22 protein-coding genes and 2 tRNA genes are annotated in these 17,163 nt (G+C 34.7%); all 24 read right to left on the minus strand.

The features are described from left to right. Positions 1-89 precede the first annotated feature (89 nt). The 24 genes from Q0C76_RS04575 to Q0C76_RS04690 all read right to left on the minus strand — a co-directional run bounded on the left by Q0C76_RS04575 (position 90) and on the right by Q0C76_RS04690 (position 16,914). Positions 90-2,012: a hypothetical protein gene (locus tag Q0C76_RS04575; protein ID WP_295730275.1), complete on the minus strand. Its 1,923-nt coding sequence runs from the start codon at positions 2,010-2,012 to the stop codon at positions 90-92. Between the two features lie 197 nt (positions 2,013-2,209). Continuing rightward, on the minus strand, positions 2,210-2,386 hold the full coding sequence (locus tag Q0C76_RS04580; RefSeq protein ID WP_295730278.1) for a hypothetical protein: 177 nt from the start codon (positions 2,384-2,386) through the stop codon (positions 2,210-2,212). Positions 2,387-2,427: 41 nt separating this feature from the next. Next, a tRNA-Lys gene (locus Q0C76_RS04585) sits at positions 2,428-2,500 on the minus strand. Between the two features lie 369 nt (positions 2,501-2,869). After that, positions 2,870-2,942: transfer RNA gene (locus tag Q0C76_RS04590), tRNA-Asn, on the minus strand. A gap of 171 nt (positions 2,943-3,113) precedes the next feature. Beyond that, positions 3,114-5,234, minus strand: coding sequence for a relaxase MobL (mobL, locus tag Q0C76_RS04595; protein WP_367268467.1), 2,121 nt, complete (start codon positions 5,232-5,234; stop codon positions 3,114-3,116). Positions 5,235-5,258: 24 nt separating this feature from the next. Continuing rightward, the gene (locus Q0C76_RS04600; RefSeq protein WP_295730283.1) at positions 5,259-6,320 is read right to left on the minus strand and encodes a hypothetical protein; all 1,062 of its coding nucleotides are present in this window, start codon (positions 6,318-6,320) and stop codon (positions 5,259-5,261) included. Positions 6,321-6,508: 188 nt separating this feature from the next. Then, on the minus strand, positions 6,509-6,874 hold the full coding sequence (locus tag Q0C76_RS04605) for a helix-turn-helix domain-containing protein (RefSeq protein WP_295730285.1): 366 nt from the start codon (positions 6,872-6,874) through the stop codon (positions 6,509-6,511). Between the two features lie 27 nt (positions 6,875-6,901). Then, the gene (locus tag Q0C76_RS04610) at positions 6,902-7,456 is read right to left on the minus strand and encodes a hypothetical protein (protein WP_295730288.1); all 555 of its coding nucleotides are present in this window, start codon (positions 7,454-7,456) and stop codon (positions 6,902-6,904) included. A 22-nt stretch (positions 7,457-7,478) separates the two neighbouring features. Next, positions 7,479-8,216: a class A sortase gene (locus Q0C76_RS04615; RefSeq protein ID WP_295730291.1), complete on the minus strand. Its 738-nt coding sequence runs from the start codon at positions 8,214-8,216 to the stop codon at positions 7,479-7,481. 15 nt (positions 8,217-8,231) lie between these two features. Beyond that, positions 8,232-8,666: a hypothetical protein gene (locus Q0C76_RS04620; RefSeq protein WP_295730293.1), complete on the minus strand. Its 435-nt coding sequence runs from the start codon at positions 8,664-8,666 to the stop codon at positions 8,232-8,234. After that, on the minus strand, positions 8,659-9,153 hold the full coding sequence (locus tag Q0C76_RS04625) for a hypothetical protein (protein ID WP_295730296.1): 495 nt from the start codon (positions 9,151-9,153) through the stop codon (positions 8,659-8,661). Before Q0C76_RS04625 ends, Q0C76_RS04620 begins: the two co-directional genes overlap by 8 nt. Before the next feature lie 15 nt (positions 9,154-9,168). Then, entirely contained in the window at positions 9,169-9,513 is a 345-nt protein-coding gene (locus tag Q0C76_RS04630) for a hypothetical protein (RefSeq protein ID WP_295730299.1), read from the minus strand. Positions 9,514-10,509: 996 nt separating this feature from the next. After that, complete coding sequence (locus Q0C76_RS04635) at positions 10,510-11,241, minus strand: hypothetical protein (RefSeq protein ID WP_295730301.1); 732 nt, start codon at positions 11,239-11,241, stop codon at positions 10,510-10,512. A gap of 26 nt (positions 11,242-11,267) precedes the next feature. Next, entirely contained in the window at positions 11,268-11,915 is a 648-nt protein-coding gene (locus Q0C76_RS04640) for a hypothetical protein (RefSeq protein ID WP_295730304.1), read from the minus strand. Continuing rightward, positions 11,887-12,045 carry a hypothetical protein gene (locus Q0C76_RS04645; RefSeq protein WP_295730307.1) on the minus strand — a complete coding sequence of 53 codons (159 nt, stop codon included), beginning with the start codon at positions 12,043-12,045 and terminating at the stop codon, positions 11,887-11,889. The genes Q0C76_RS04640 and Q0C76_RS04645 overlap by 29 nt, the downstream gene beginning before the upstream one ends. 30 nt (positions 12,046-12,075) lie before the next feature. Further along, entirely contained in the window at positions 12,076-12,675 is a 600-nt protein-coding gene (locus Q0C76_RS04650; RefSeq protein WP_295730310.1) for a hypothetical protein, read from the minus strand. 13 nt (positions 12,676-12,688) lie between these two features. After that, positions 12,689-13,702, minus strand: a complete 1,014-nt coding sequence (locus Q0C76_RS04655; RefSeq protein WP_295730313.1) for a hypothetical protein — start codon at positions 13,700-13,702, stop codon at positions 12,689-12,691. Between the two features lie 48 nt (positions 13,703-13,750). Beyond that, a complete protein-coding gene (locus Q0C76_RS04660) occupies positions 13,751-13,936 on the minus strand; it encodes a hypothetical protein (protein WP_295730316.1) in 186 nt (61 codons plus the stop codon). Positions 13,937-13,938: 2 nt separating this feature from the next. Further along, positions 13,939-14,931, minus strand: a complete 993-nt coding sequence (locus Q0C76_RS04665; RefSeq protein WP_295730319.1) for a hypothetical protein — start codon at positions 14,929-14,931, stop codon at positions 13,939-13,941. Next, positions 14,931-15,311: a hypothetical protein gene (locus Q0C76_RS04670; protein WP_295730322.1), complete on the minus strand. Its 381-nt coding sequence runs from the start codon at positions 15,309-15,311 to the stop codon at positions 14,931-14,933. The genes Q0C76_RS04665 and Q0C76_RS04670 overlap by 1 nt, the downstream gene beginning before the upstream one ends. Before the next feature lie 320 nt (positions 15,312-15,631). Further along, positions 15,632-16,117: a thioredoxin family protein gene (locus Q0C76_RS04675; RefSeq protein ID WP_295730324.1), complete on the minus strand. Its 486-nt coding sequence runs from the start codon at positions 16,115-16,117 to the stop codon at positions 15,632-15,634. A gap of 17 nt (positions 16,118-16,134) precedes the next feature. Next, entirely contained in the window at positions 16,135-16,419 is a 285-nt protein-coding gene (locus Q0C76_RS04680) for a hypothetical protein (protein WP_295730327.1), read from the minus strand. Between the two features lie 26 nt (positions 16,420-16,445). After that, positions 16,446-16,718: a hypothetical protein gene (locus Q0C76_RS04685; protein ID WP_295730329.1), complete on the minus strand. Its 273-nt coding sequence runs from the start codon at positions 16,716-16,718 to the stop codon at positions 16,446-16,448. Beyond that, a complete protein-coding gene (locus Q0C76_RS04690; protein ID WP_295730332.1) occupies positions 16,702-16,914 on the minus strand; it encodes a hypothetical protein in 213 nt (70 codons plus the stop codon). The genes Q0C76_RS04685 and Q0C76_RS04690 overlap by 17 nt, the downstream gene beginning before the upstream one ends. Between the last annotated feature and the right edge of the window lie 249 nt (positions 16,915-17,163).

Here is a 17,163-nt window from a genome sequence, read left to right on the forward strand (position 1 = left end):
CCGAACCGGTTGGGGACGCTTAACAAGCGTCCATTTTTATATCGACAAAAATTATGACCTGGTGCCAAATTGGTACCAGGTCTTTTCTGTTATTTTTCTCGTGATTTAAATAAATTCGATGGCAACTGTACTTTGGGTGTGTGCTTCTGCTGAAATGATTGGGGTTTCATTCTGCTGTCTTGTTTCGTCTTCTCTTTTGGACGTTGATCATTGGCTTTTTCTTTAGACAAGTTGTGATCCTGATTTAAAGCTTTTTGCATATCATAATCAATCACCCAGGCCCGATTAGCGGCTTTCTGATAAAACCGACCTAATGCCTTACTGTCTAGTTTACTTAAAGCTGCCCGTTCACGATCAGCAAATACCATATCGTACTTTCTAAAACCGGCTTTGCCAAAAGCCATATGTTTAGCAACTCGTGCTTGTGCAGCCACTAATGGGTCTTTTCGACGACTTGGATACATTACATAATTTTTATTACAAGCATCAGTCAACGCCTGATAAACTTCTTTACCAGGCTGATCATTGTAAGGCATATGAGATAACGCAATTTTACGTGTTTGTTCAGCTAGTTCTGGATACTGTTGGTTTAGTTCACTTAAAGAATAAAGTTTACCCGTTGAGAATTTAATGGGTTGTCCCTTCATTAAATTTTGATTAGTTTGAGGCTTGATAGCAAATACATTTCTACCCTTAAGTTTTGCATAATCAATGTTATCAATTCCGCCATTTTCCAATTCTGTTTTGGAAAGATAGTAGCGATCCTGTGCAGGATCATCCATTAATAACATACGATTACCACCGTTATGATAACGACTATCACTATAGCGCATGAGTTGAACAGAACGATTAACAAAGTGTTGCAAACTATCCACATCTTTTGTCCCATTCAGAAATGTTTTATGAGCTTGTTTTACCAAATCTTCTGTCGTGATCTTTTTCTCATCATCATTCTTTATCCGTGGTAAACGATCATAATTATCTCGAATGGTATTCAGTTGGTCACGGGTTAAATCATCTAACTGAATATTTTGTTGTTGGCTATGTTCAGGCCAATTCTGCGCCGCTTTAGCAAAAGCTGCTTGTAACTCCCGGTTATCAGCGTAATCGTCTAAATCACTAATAAACTGTGCTATCTCCTTCGTTGCTGGCATGAGGTAATGACAGGTTCCTGGCATCCCACTTTCGCCAACTTGTTCAATAGCCTGATCACCCTTGACAAATCCATGATAATTACGATCGAAGGTAACAACGTTAAACATATTATCTCGATCTGCATAAATCAATTGACTCCGAGTAAAAGGTTCGGTTGCCAATTGATGGGCTTCATCAAATGTATCAAACTTCATAATTTTTCCATCTCCTTGACGATTATCCAATACCTTATACTGATCAGATTCTAAATCGTGGCAAATATACATTCTTGTGGGTACTGTTTTGCCCTGCTTAATAGTATTAGTCATCTGCTTTAATTCAGTGTTGGAAATTGCTTGTGGTTCCCTTTGATCATGCTTCTCCATTGCTTTGTTGAAAGCCACCTCAAAAGGAGTCTCACCATATGGATATTCGTTTAAAAAATCTTTAAAAACAGTCATTTTATCGTTAGTTGATAACTCTTCAAAAGCAGGATTCTTACCTAAGCGATTAGCCAATGGTTGTGCCCACTCACGAGAAGCTTGAACTTGTTGTCGACACACTTTCACTGGTAAGTTTTTGGATAAAGAATTAATTCTGAAATTAGATGGTAACAAACTATTATTTAAATCTACCTGATTATCAACTTTAATGATGCCTTCATGATTAAGTGCTTGTTCGATATCTAAGCGTGTATAGTTACTTTTTCTCCCGTCTAAATCAAGTGTTGCCTCTAGCTGATATGCTTCTTGCCATTTGGATAGGCTGTCATTCATCACATTAAGATCATTTAACTGGTTCAGTTTCCACTTCATATCAGTAATGGCATAATAATTATTACCTTGTGGTTCTACATTTAAATAGACTGTCCGTTCCATGTTAGTAACTCCTTTGTTTTTTATTACTAACTTAGTACGTTTTTTGATTATTCAATCTTTCGCCAAAATCAAAAAATACTGACCACTTCGTAGTGATCAGTATTTGTCGGTTAGATTTGGAATTGCGGTTCCATTTATTAGATTACGCTAACTTTATATTCTAACAATCTTCGCCAATTATAAACGTATTCACCCAATTAACTATAAATAAAGTCATCATGAGTTTTATTAATTGCTACAACTTCATACAAGGTGACCGCTTCAACTGCTTCCGCCTTGAGATGAATTTGAAAGGCTTCCTCTGAGCCGATTATTTTACCAAAAACAGTACCAGCTTCGATTTTAGTGATCAGTCCCAAGTCATACTCCAACATTTAACTTCTCCTATTAATCAAAAACAATAGATTACTTTGAATGACCCGAGTGGGGATCGAACCCACGACCCACAGATTAAAAGTCTGTTGCTCTACCAACTGAGCTATCGGATCAAAGAAGAAGCACAGCATTCATCATACTATGCTTCCAGCTACCCGGCAGTTTATGATACATAGCAGAAAGAATCCAAGAAATCATAAGATGAACAATACTTACATTGCGTTACAACTTACCATTCACTAGGAACACACCCAGCTGGCCAGAGCTGAGAGCATAAACAATTTGCTAAGCAATAATTTAATGAAACGTGCTTAAGCAAATTCGAACTTTAGGGTAGTTTTAACTTGAAGCTACCCCCTTAGTCTAGCATATTTTACGAATAGCGAAGAACATACAATGAGTAACCACATTAAATATTTTCAGATATTTCCATAATATCTTGCAACTATAAATAAACTGCTTGCTGACACAGGTGCCAGCAACTGCGAATGTGGGACTCGAACCCACGACAAATGGTTTAACAGACCACTGCTCTACCAGCTGAGCTAATTCGCAATAAGCAATAAGTACAGTAGAGAACTCAATCACTGTACTTATTCAAATGAGTAAAAAACAACTGTGATACTTTGATTTTCTCACTATTTACCATTGTGTAGAAGGAACGGAGTAAATTTCTTTCTACATTTTTTAATATACACAAAGTTTTTTGTAAACCAAATTTCGCCATTAATGTTCAATTCTATTTTCCAACTCTTCTTCACGATCTGTTTTTTCTAAGTCATCACCATCATCCAATGCCCGGCGACGAGCTTGACGATTAGCACGTGACCTGTTTTCCGCATTACGAGCCATCGAAGAAAGGAAGTCTTTAAATCCCTTTTCGATCGTTTGTATTGGTGCCAACCTACTTGTTGGATAACTAATCTTATTAGGGTGAACTGCTTGCCGCTGTTGCCATTTGTCAAACCGCTGATCAACTTTAGTATCCCAAGCAATTTTCCTGTCAAGCCGTTTACTATCAGCTAAAAAAGAATAGTCTCGTTTCAAAGCTTTAAAAAGCGGACGATTGGCCTGATTTCGTTCGTCCTTATTTTGTTTATATTTATCATTATTATTTTTAATCGCAAGTTTAAAGTCCAAAACTTCCTGTTGAATTCGATAGTATTCCACCGCATTCCGGATACCATATTCACTCTTAGGATTCGGTAATAGTTTTGTTTGTAATGGGTCACCATGACTTTCCATAATTACACCTAATTCTTTTGCTAACTGATTTTTTCTAACTTTAACCAAATGCTCATTCACTTGATTAATTGGTATCTTAGTCACATCAACATATTGATTGGAAAGTTGCTGATACCGCTGGTTTAACCCCTGCGCTTTCCGCTCCTTAAAAGGAATTTGAGTTAATCTATTCAACTCCAAACGCTCTTTTAGAGTCTGTATTAACCACTGTTTGGCAACACTATTCGACTCTGCAGATTGATTAACTGCAGCTAATTTATTTAATAAATACTCTCTCGTGGTTTTGAGATTGTGTTCTTTTAAAGCGTGACGCCGATAGCCTAATTTTTGGCGTAATTGTTTAGCTTCTTTAGATTTAGGTTTTAGTGCTTTTAATTGAGCTTTTTCGATATCAATCAGTTTTTGGTTAAGTTCAGGAGAACTAGCTTGCACTTGATCTAAAATTGACGACTCATCTTCAGATATTTGGTCAATCTCACGCATGTAATCAAAAACTCGATTCATTAGGTATTGTTTAAGTCGTTTATCATTTTTGACTACTGTATCATGAATGCTCTGACCATAATTATTTCGGCTATTTTGATCCTTCACTTGAAGATCAGTTTTAAACTTATCATATTGATCTTTCAGATTCGTATTTAAAGCGTCATCCACTAAATCGGCAACTAATTCACGGGCTGTATGAAAATCCGTTCGATGATTACTTGCCCGCCATTTCCGTAAATCTTTATAGCGTGGTAGAGCCCAATAGATTTGCTGAACCATCTGGCGTTGTACCTGATCATGGCGTACCAAATATTCAATATTTTCCCTTAAGTCTTGTCGAATGGTTCCCAAATCACGTTCCAATGCTATTTCTCTTTGTCGCTCTTTGCTGGGAATTAACTCACGATGTGCCGCCATTTTCATTGACCGTAAACTCTTTTGTCGAAACAAACCGATTGGTTCTCCGTTTTCTTTCAAAGGTCGAGTATTCTTCGTTTGACTAATTCCCAAGTGTACATGAACATGATTAGTATTTAAATGAACGTCACCCCACCAAAAGGTCTCTGGTACATTCAGTCCTTCCTTCTTTAATAAGAGTGGAACTGCTTTTTGAATTGCCTGTTTAATTTTTCTTTGATCAACAGCTTTCGTTTCTGGATTATAAACTCCGATTCTTTCCAAAAATTCCGGATCAAAAGAAACCACCCCAGACCATAGAATTGCGCCATTCTTTTTTGCCAATTTTAAATTATCAATCAACTGTTGGTGTTGTTTTTCATTAATATTCAGACTTTGACCCGTAAAAGTCGGGTAACGATCATGAACACCCTTTTCCAGTTTAGTTGCTGCCTTCCGGTCAGTGTATCCTAAATAACCTTGATAATTTTTGGGTACGTCAGGATCAATCTGTAAATTACCAGAATTTTCCTCTAATGTTTGTTCAGGATTGACATTGTTTTCATTTTTAACTGCTTCCCTCCGTTCGGTGTAAGTCAAATATCTACTACCATTAGCAAGCTGAAATATAAGTGTATAGATAATATCAGGCAACTGATTTCCTGTCTTTTTGAAGAAGCCCATATAAAAACACCCCGCTATCTTTCCTTTAAGCATCATTTTTTCATAAATAACTAATCTTAGTTAAACTGTCCGATTCACAATTACATTAGATATATAGTGACCATTCAAATTAATTATAAGATAGTTATTAACAAAGAATTTAAATAACTGTTTATACATATATGACAGTCGTTCCTTGCTAGTTACCGGTACACCAAACACTGAATGAATCCTATTTAGTTGCTGTAAAACCACAGATTCACTAATAACTTCTTGGCCCATTTTTAACTTGCCGTGATTAAACATTTCACTAATTAATAGAACATGATTAGGATTTTCAAAATTAAAATGACGACTGGCCGCTAAATCTGGGAAAAACTTAATCACTCGTTGATAGCACTGAAGTGAGTCTTCCCAATACTTAGTTCCCTTATCATTCAGTTTACTTGTCCATTGCTGGTATTCCATGTGTCGACGCTTTAATTGATTTTGTTTGAGTTGTTGCACTTGAATACCGTCCTGATTAACGCATTCATTCTGCAGATTTTCCAATTTTTTCTCGTCACTAATATAAATGGGCAACTTAGCCTTTTGAAAAGCATATAGGTACAATAGATCAGACTTTTTAAAAGTCTTGATCAGCACACCGTACTGGTGACAGATTGAGAAAGCAAGTTCCGGAAATGATTCTTGATTATTAAAACGAATAAGAATTTCATCAATCCCGCGGTCAATTTTGTGGTAACCCCGTTTTATTTCCATAATAATCTGATTTGAGATTCCTGCCTCTTGATTAAGATGATTAATCCCAAAGCCCTTTTTCTCTCCGTTCTTGCCTTGGCACCAGTAAAGATATTTAACTCCTCGACCACACGCACAATGCAAAGGTGAGGCATCAGGATGGTGAACATCAAACTTTAAATATTCGTCAAATCCAATAAACCTCCAATCACTGTCTGTTTGATTGAACTGATTTAATACTTTTGACTGTAATTCATATTTCTTAAAGCGAAGCAAAACTTGCTTTTGAAAAGGAGAAAGCTTAGCAAAGATAGTCTTACGTTCTACTTCACTTAAATGATTCTTGGAATAGTCGTTGTTTAACTTAGCTGGTTTTTGTGAAAAATGAACTATATCCTTCATTCCGACTTACTCCTCCTTCTCTTTATCTGAAACTTTTAGTTTAATGATAGTCATTCATATTAGTAAGTGAATTAACGCCAAAATAAAAAGCTAATCCCTAAATTCTGAAATTAGCTTTTTGAGTTATTCATAATAATCCTAGGTCTACACCTGGATAATGATTATACTTTTATTCCCACTGACCTTAATTATATACGTACGCTTTTCAACGCTTTACAGAAAGTTTTTAACAATATAATCTGATCTTTCTCTAATTGTTCACCGTAAATCGTGATTTTAGATGGATGGTGATTGAGTACATCAACAAGATCAATTGTTCCGTATTTATTGCTTACATAATTTACATTGAGCTCATCACTAATTCCCTGAATGTATGGTACGGAGACGTTAAAAAAATTAGCTAACTTTTGCCAAATTTCTAATTTAGGCTCTCTAGTTTCACGTTCATATTGTCCGATTGTACTGGTTGCAAGATTCATTTTTTTGCCTAACTGTTCAAGAGTCAATGATTTGTCTTTTCTTAACTGTCGAATTCTATTCGAGATAATAAACACCTCTTTTCGTTATTATGTTTTACGTCCTTATCGTCGCCAAAGATAATATAGAAGCCACCATTCATCACCATTGTTAGTATTGTTATGATCATTACTATTAAATTGTCCCAAGAAATCCTGTCCTTTGATAGTTGACTTCCAACTTAACCATTTATCTGATTCATAATTTGGCGATTTCTTCAAATATTTAATAAATGGATCATGAGAATTATTTGGAAGTCTTAAATATGTTTTAGTAATCCGCTTCACTATACTAAAATCAAAATTTTTCACGGTTTCACCGTGTATTTCAATTTGCGGTTTATCTAAATCAGATTCAACTTTTAAATAAGTTTTTCCCTTCGGTAATTTAAATTCTTTACTATCAATATGTTTGATTTTATGTGATGTAAAAACTTTTAAAGTGGTCCGTCTACATGGACTAATATCACTAGTAAAAGAACTTACCCTGGGTTTAACTATCCAGGTCGATAACACTTTTCCAGTCGAGGTTACCATAAATACATAAACTCCAAATAACAAAACAAAGCCAACTAATAAACCAATAAACAATTGGTAAATTCTTTCGAATCTATTGTTCATTAAATATCACCAACTATCCAAATTAATTGTTGAATTTTTGACTCAATGCTTTGCGAATCTTTCGTGGAGCAGTTTTATATTTCATACTCTTTAGATACTTTCCTCGGACAATTAACCTTTTGTTGCCAGTAGTGTCACAAGTAACTAAAGTAATTTGTTTCTTTTTAGTATTAGCAACTAAATCTACTCGGTGTTTATCCACAAATCCTTTAGCTGTAATTTGATAAACATAAACTCGCTTCAAATTGGTTAAGTAAATTTTCTGTCCTCTTTTTGCTTTGTAGTAAAGTGGGCTAAATAATAATTTAGGGCCATCATTCGCCATATTATGCCCGGCTAAAGCATAATTACCTTTTCCCATCTTCATATCATCACGAAAAGTGGCTGCAGATAACGCAAGATTTTGATTTGTAATTCCTTTAGCAATTGGTAAACTCATTCCAATTTTCGGAATAGCAATAGCACCGACGACTGGCAAATTTTTAGATCTAGCTCTCGCATTAGCGATATTACTTAACGTTAATTCTTTGATTGACTCATAGTTATAAGTACCCTTTTTATGATCATAATTTTTAATCGAGGTGGCTGAAACTTTTGGCTTGTAGGAATTAATCATGTGACGTTCAATGGGCCCACTAAAAGTTATTACTAGCGAGATAATTAATAAGACAATTCCTCCAATAATCCAATAACGTTTTTGCTTTATTTCTTCAGCTGTTAGTTTTTTAAATTGTCCCCGAGGTCTTTTAAAATTTATCAATTCATTCAATCTCCATTAAATTTCATTAGCTTTAATATGCCGTCCAAATTTATCTCGTAATTCAATCGTAAAATCACCCTTTAATTTTTCGTGAGGTTTCAATGCTGGATAATCATGACGAATCGTTGAATATGGCATTTCCAATAATTTAGCAATTTCACGGTAAGTTAAATCAAACTGTCGATACCAAGTTACCATTAAACGAATTGCACTTCGTTTCGGATTAGATCGTGACTTCTTTTTAATCCCTGTTGAAAGTCCAAGTAACTCTCGGACTTTTTTTAATTGGCGACGTTCTCGGGCCACAGTCTCAACATCAACATTGGGATCACCGTCATCAATATAAACATTAGTCCGTGACTCGTTACCAACATGCTCATAGTAATAAGGATCTTCTTCTAGTTCGTGTAGTGACTGCCAGAACTCTTCATTATTGTGAATATTAATCATCGTGACTTCCCTCCAGTTTTCGCTGCTTTTGTTTCTTAGCAAAAAGATGTTTTTTATCATCATCAACTAATTTTTTTAGTTGTAGGTTTTGTAAAAAGACTGGTGACTTTTCATCAAAAATTGAAATCGCTTTTTCAATTGTCGGGGCAAAATCATAGATCATATTGTTGTTGGCATAAATCTGTAAATAGTACAGCTTGTTTAATAAATCATTCAAATTGTCAATTCGTTTTGTAAGTTTATCTAAGTCAGAGCTGCCCTGACTTACCATCAAATTTTGATAAGTTGTTCGATATTTTGTGTTGGGATGCCGCTCCCAAACGTTAGCAAGAATAGACACATAATCTTTAAGTAGTAAGTTAATGATTGCGTTACGATTTTTCTTAATTTTGAAATCAAAAACTTGTGGTTTATTTTCCGAAACCTTCAAAAAGTACTTCAGCAAAATTTCAGTATCATGATCAAGTCTCAGTGAAAAAGAATTCATGTTATTCAGCCCCTTCTATGAATTGTCAATTGGTAAATCTTTATCATCATCAAATGGTTTTTCGTACAGCGTTAGAAAATCATCTAAGCGATAATAAGTTTTCAAAATGGTTTCACTATTTTGCGAAAGGATCTTCAACAAAGCTTCGTTTTGTTGATTCAATTTATAAATAATTTCCTTTAAAGTCGCATTACCTTTTTCTGCTTCTTTAGCTTCAAAATAATCAGAGACAATAAATGAAACCATGTCACTTAGTGGTGAGTTATTTAATTTTGCCTCTTGTTTTAAACGATCATCTAAACTTTTTTCGAAGCGAATAAAGTGTCCGACTCGTTCATTTTTTGATTTTACTTTTGGCATTAAAAATTCATCCTTTCAAATTAAAAAATTGAGGGCCCCTTTTTAGCTAATATTTTGTTAATGAGCATAAGGGAAAACGATAATCGGCAAGCCGATTACCCGACAGTGTCGGGGTTTTTAGAGATATACAATTTTCTCGCAAAGCTACATAAAAGCTCCTGGGTTCGCTACGCTCTAGCTACACCCCCTACTACAAAAAAGCTACAAGGTTTGTTCAGCTTTTTATTTTAAAAAAGCATCTAACTGAACCAAATTTGATTCAATAACAGATCTAAAACTGCTGCTTTTCAGCAGCCAAACTTAAATTCAAAATCGAAGATTTTGAAACAATTAATAATTTAAAAATAAAGACGAAAGCGTCAACTTTCGCCAAAAAATATGTGCTTCCCTGTAGAAATTCTTTTTGTACAAGAATAAAATTAAAACGAATAAATTAGGAAGAAACTGTTATCAATGAATTTCATAAAAAACATATTTCATATACAAAAAATACCTGTCAGTGCCTTCAACCTTTTAATAGTTATATTCACACTCTTTTTAACACTGATGATTAATAGATCTCATAGATTATTTATACTGATTCAAGTAATCATCATTAGTTTTCCTGCAGAATTTTTCTTATCTTTCATATTTGATGAAATTGAAAAAGGCTTCCTTGAATTAAAAGAAATAATCATATATGGAATTATTTCACTTGTTTGCTTCGTCTTGCTATCCTGCACATCTTGGTTTGCTTTTATATCTGTAGCTACAACTTTCGTGAAATCGAAAGTACCTTTAAGCTTTAAATTAATCAATACAAAATTGCACTCAACTAATTTTGTAAGTTTTCTACTTAATTCAATTCAGGGAAAAACATCTTTTATTGCTCTCTTTGTAACACTTTTTCTTACTCTATTACCTTTTTATATAGCACTTTATCATTACCTAGAATTCAGGAATAATGACATATCAGCACAAAGCATGATCATTAGATTGTACCGATATTCTTTACTGTTAATAGTTCCTTTTGGTGTTCTTTTCTTTATTACTATCACCGAATGAATTAGTCAAAAAAATAATAAAGAAAACAAGTAACACACTGAAAAAAAGAATATCTTTTAGATTAATAGGAGTTATAGATTCTGCTTTCCCCAATAAGTAAGATAATGGTGAAATTATCAATACTGCCATCCAAATATAGATCACAATTTCTACATTCTTTAAGACAGATTTGATTGGCTTACTTAAACTATTTGGCGACCATACTTTCATTAAGATACGTAAATCATGATTAATATTTCTAACTGAATTTTTATCATAATCATGTTTTAAGTAATTAAACATTACGGTATATTTAGCAAAACTAAATCTGTTATATTTTGGTCGAACAAATTGACTTCTCGTAACACACTCACTTCGTGAAGTGTGTTTATTTTTTATCCAAATTTTGAGCACTTTAGCAACCCGAATTTGAGCATTTCCCTGTGCATCATAGTTACTAACCGGAACATTAATTAAAGCTCTTAAAATGATTTTTTGCCAATCATTATGATGCGTTTTTACGTGTTGCCACATCGCTTTTTGTAAATCTTTTGCTAACTGGTAATTTCTTTTAGTACCATCAGCAAATTCAACTTGAATCCAGAATGTCTTTCGATTTTGATTAGCTCTTTTTCGTTCATTCTTTAGTTCCCACAATGCTTCCTCTTGAAAAGTCATTGACTGTAATTTCGATACATTATTCATCGCAGTATCACCTTCTTCTCTTCTGGTTACACAACCTGCTCTGCAGTTTCCCACTTCGGTTTAGGGAACATGAATGTAAAAAGTACTACATATTTAGGATCAGCATAGTCATCATAATATTTACTATATCTAACAAATAGTTTTGCTGTTTTCTTTGCACTTTTTTCATTCCAAAATAATCTATTTGATTCTCTTTGGTAATTCCGATTACCGTGTCCATCATCATTTAGATTAATAACTCTGCCATCCTTAAGTCGGAAATTATAATCATCAAAATCGATTTCCTGATACGAATCAACTGGTAATTCATAATCAGACCAGCTTAAATTTAACGAAAGCTTTCCGTATAAAATTAAGAATAAATAAGCTGCAAAAAACGTTGATGACCAATCAACAACCAATTTTGCCATATTACTAGGTATCCCAGCTTTCATGATCAAAAGATCGGCTAATAGTTTAACCACAGCATATAAAGACACCCAGAATAAGATTATTATCCAAAGGAAGAAAGGATCCCACTCCGCTTTTCTGACAAACTTTGGAGTCAATCGTTCAACTAGCTTGTACAGGTATTTAGGCATCAACCATAAACGATGGATTGGTTGTGATTTAGGTTCATAATTAATTTCGTCCATTGGTAATTGTTCATTCATTATTTGTTTTTGTTGTTCCATTAGCTTCTCTTCTTTCTGATTTTGGTTCATATATAATTCCTGCCCGTGGTTCTAAATCGAAGCCGAGTTTTACTAGTTCGTTATAAATTTGTTTGGCAGCCTGATAAGTTTTGCTAGTATTAGTTTTCATTGACTCCACTCCTTTTATTAATCGACAAAGTTAATTTACATTTTTCTTTGGAGCGACATACTTTATAACAACCAATCTTTCTTGTTTGCGTAAATGGTAATTTTTATAAGCCTTACGTTTTGTTGACGTTAGATATTCAATTCGAGTTTTGCCTTGGTATTGCTTATTACCAATTACCGTTCTTTTGACAATCCTTTTATCACCATTTAGGTCATGGCTAAAATAGAGTAGTTTCCCATTTTTAAGTTTTAAGCAATATGTGCCATTATTATTATCTTGATTTGGAATATGGTAATAGGAGTCAACCGGTAATCGTTCCATTTTAAAATAGCGATTATTTAAATTAGTGTCAGAAGCAAAAGAATATATTTTTGAATTTAGATGTAGAACGAAGGCAAGAGCAAATACTAGTAGAGCGCCGCACACAATCCCAATACTCACTGATATTAATGAAAGTTTCTTATTCTTATACCAACGTTTATCGTCCACATCAGTTGGAAGCATAAGACTTCCAGCAATTAATCCAAGAAAAGCTAAAGCTAACAGTCCAATACCTCCAAAAGTAAATAATGGAAAGCTGCCACAAGGATCACTATTATTAGTAAACAAGTTATATAAATTCGCTGACATATTAATTTCCCCTCTAAAAATCAGTTGACGCTAATGCATCCCGTAACTCAATATCAAAGAACTGCGATGGTCTAATAACCGTTTGAGATTGTTGCCACTTGCCATTATTAATGTCATTTAATAGTCGCCCAAACTGATCCATTCTTTCATTAGCCTTTTCAACCGTCTTAACCGGTTTAACGATTTCGCTTTCCCACTTAAAGCCTAAGAAGGTATGTAAGTGAGTCGTTTGTCCAGCTAATTCACTATTCTGGATTTCTCTCTTCGCCCGTTTATAAATTGGCCACATATCGTTCATGTAATTTACCAAACGCTGCAATGTTAGCTCTTGATCATCATAGAGGTCTGCTAATTTTTCAGCAGGCGTTTTCCCAATGTATTTAGCTGGAGGGAAATAGATATTTGCTTCGTTAATTAATGCTTGTTCGATTTCAGAATTTTTGATCAAACTAAAAGGTTTTTTACCGTTTAAAAACTTCACTTTAATCCTAAAGAGGTAATGATTTAAGCGAAAAGCATGGTGTATTGAATCGTAGGTAGAAAAGTTATTTACAAATCTCGGCAAAACATAAAAGCCTCGCCAAAAAGCACTACAATCATAACGTCCTATTTCACTCGTATCAGTCGTATTAGTCACTAATATAAAGTTCGAATTCATATAAGTCCATTGCTCAAAAAATTCAGCAGGTGACAAAAACGATATGACTGAATGTTCCGCTATCTGAGGCTTTTTCTTAGTGACCACTAAGCGGTTGGTATTCTGTAAATCTTGCCAAGCTTCACTGAAGCATTTTTCTGGATTAATTCCTAACTGACAACAAAGAATACTCAATCTCGCATAGGCATTACCAATCTTTGTTGGTATATGTTCAAATTCACGATTATCATATGCCAATGAAGCATCATCTAATTCCTTTTCCAGCTTATAAACTTGATAACTAATATTTTTAGCCGATAGATCTAAATTTCCTAACCTTTTTTTGACTTGTCGGTCTGTTACGACAAAATTCTCATTTTCATCTTGCATGTTAATTTTTCCTCCCTATGTACTGGTTTTAACTTATTTATTAATGGGTTAATCTTCACGATAATCATTTTTATGTAAGTTAATTACTTGTCCGACCACATCTTCAATTTGGTTCGATACACTATTAAGTAACTGAATACGATCCAAATCATATAAATTGATAATTTGATCTACCTTTTCATCAGTTGAATAATCACTGTTAATAATTCTTGCTAATAATTCTGCATTAGTCATTTTCACTTCTCCTTTTTGGTTTCCACAGGCGCTTGGAAGTGATATTTTCCATCGTTAATATCCCGAATTTGTTTTTGATAAAGACTCACTTGCGTTTGATACTTAGTAATCTTTTTCTTCGCCGAAGCAATGTTACTTTGTTGTTGTTTAATATCCGATTCAGCTTGTTGAATGGACTGCTGCTCATCATCATTATCAACCGAGTATTGAGCATTATTTTTCGTCGTTTGAATACTGTTATTGTCGGCCGTAATTTGCTTTTGATAGGCCTTGATAGCCTGTTTTTGCCCCTTAATTTGCCCGTTAACGTCCTTAATGGACTTGTTAAGGGAATCAATCGCATATTCCTTTTGTGTCTTCTTAACGAGCTTATTATTGACGTATTTGTTGCTCTCATTGATAACAAATCCATACGAGTTCTTTTTAGTAGTATCGTCAGTTGAACTGCTGCTGGATGACGCTGTACCATCATTATCAATTTTGACATCGGAATCATTACCAGCATTGGTCAACTGACTAATATCTGGTTGCGTATTTTTAGCCGTGATCTTAATAGCTTTAAACCCACGGGATAGATTGTTTAACACCACCACATACTGGTTATTCGACAACGTAATCACTTGGTACTTAACCGGTTGTGGATTAACCATTGTCACCTTGAACTTAATGTTATTAGGGTCTAGTAGCTGATTGTTATTCGGTTTGACCGTAAATTTAACCACCATGAATTTTTGTCGCTTATTGTATTTGCGACTGGTCATCATGATGGTTGCGTTTGAATTGTCCCCAAAACTTTCGGCCGTATTTAATGACGAATCCGCAAATTTCGATTTAGTTGGGACAAAGCGAGTATTGATCAACAATCCCACCATCATTAACAGGATCGTCCCTGTAATGATCAATTTCTTTTGCATCGCATGTTCGGCCATGAAATCATGGTATTTTTTTAGCCGTTTTAAATAGGCCTTCCGCCAGGCTTTAAGTTTCTCCAGCATTAGTTATCATCTCCTGATTGCTTATTTTTTGGCTTTAGCGGCGCTATTCCAATCAGTTCGGTTCCTGGTTGTTTTTTCGTCAAGAAGGTGATGTTGATTGCGGTATACGGCAGATAGAAGAAGCTAAGTCCAACTGCCGACATTGCAGAAGCACCCATTATCTTGACGTCATGATTAGTTAGCGCAACATGATTTAAATTATGATAATGGCGAAGCGATTGGCTAAACAGATCCATAATATGAAGCCATTCGCTAATGGTCATGAACCAGGCAATGACAAGTAAAACTAACACCACATAGGTGGTTATTCTGATAACTTTCTTTTGATGGTTTGTCGCCGGTATGAACTTTGTATTTGCTTTTAATTGATGATTTTTCATCTTTTATTTCCCCCCATTAACTTTTCGATTAACTTTCCAACAGCGATGCCAATCAACAGTGCTTATTAAAGTCAACAAACAGAGCGTGCCAGCCCACCACTGCTCATTAATAAATACCAATGGAATCGTTACAACTGAAATCCGTAAGCTGTATTTACTACAATGTTTGCTATATACTAAGTATCGTTTTACTTCTTTTGCAGCTTGATAGGTGGGATAAGGAGTATTAATTAACTTTTTATGTGTAACGGCAGTGGAATAATCAACTATACATTTGATTAAAATCATAAACATAGCGTAATTAAGCAATTATCTAGCACCTACCTAACCGTTAAGTTCGTGTAAATCTGTCGAACTGCATTCGGATCAGTTCCGGAATAGTTTAGATATGGTCGATTGTTAATCATGAAGATTTGGGGTTGACCATTTTTGAAAACCATAAAGGTTGGTACATAGTTGATTTTGTATTGCTTAAAAAGTGCTTTATCATACTTGTTTTGCCATTCCACAAACATATTTTGATGTTGGAGTCCATGACTCGATGACGCAAACGTTGCAAACTGTTGCGAAACCTCAGCCTTCTTCACCACTCCTCTGATCTTTTTACAATCAGGACAAGTTTTGGAGTAAAACATCACCACGGTCGGCTGACTTGAGGTTAATAATTTATTCTGCTCAACTGTTTTGGTGCGATGATATGAGACCAGATTAACGCCCCCAATAATCATCAAAATTAAAACAATTATTCCTAAAACGCCCCAGGCGATTAACCGTTTTTTACTACGTTCTTCTGGATCTTGATACATACTTCCTAACTTTCCTCCTACAATCCATTCACGGCTGCTTTGCCAATTGATAGTGACTCGGTCAAGTCATCATCATTAATCCCGGTTTTGTTTAAAGCCGCTGGATAAAAATTAATTACAATGCCTTTTTCCAAGCCATCCATAATGGCCCGTTCCTGACTCGCTAAATTGTCCGCATTCACACTGGGTAGCATGCCATGGCACAAGACAAAATGGTAAGCATCAACCGGCGTTTTAAAGATCATGACCGGTTGCGTCGTCCCGTTCTTCAGTTGTTCATTCACTACATAACAGAATTTCATTATCATTCCTCTTTCTTGATTTCGTGTTACTCAAAGATGTTTAACAGAACATCCTTTTTGGGCAAAATAAAACAGGTATTGGGCCCGGAAACACTTATGTTTACTGAACGTTGTCCTTTAATCTCTTTGACATCAATCCATATCACTTCGTTTTCTAAATAGGGCTGCACAATTGTAAATTCATCTTTTCTTGGATCAAGGCCATAGTCTTGACAAATCTCAATAACCTGTCGTTTCAATTTGTCTATTTCAGTATTTAGATCTAATTTTTTCATTTTCGCTTTACCTTTCGTCATCATCATGAACCTCGTGAACCATAAGAATACATATAATCCAAAACAGAATTAACAATGGCATAAACGCTAATGTAATTCCGAGCAACCACGGCTTGATATTATTTAATGCAAAAAAAATCCACCATAGTGCACCCCCAGCAGTCGCACAGTAAAATAAAAATAGTAGGGTTCCCCACCATATTTGCTTTAAATTACTCATAAAAATAATTCCTCCTTCTCAATATTCCGCAGTAATTAATAATAATTTGAGAAGCATTACAAGCATAATTAAGCCAACCAGAACACCTGGTATTGCTAACAAATATTTTTTATCCTTGGAAGTCTCTCACTCAGTTTTAGCTTCCCTCAGTACCTCTTGAGCAAATAATGATGGTTTGCTTTTTTGTTTTCTTCTCATAAAATTTATTTCTCCTCCTCAATGTCTGGCAAGAATTGATAATAAATAAAC

The sequence above is a fragment of the uncultured Limosilactobacillus sp. genome (genome assembly GCF_934202705.1).
Taxonomy (GTDB): Bacteria; Bacillota; Bacilli; order Lactobacillales; family Lactobacillaceae; genus Limosilactobacillus.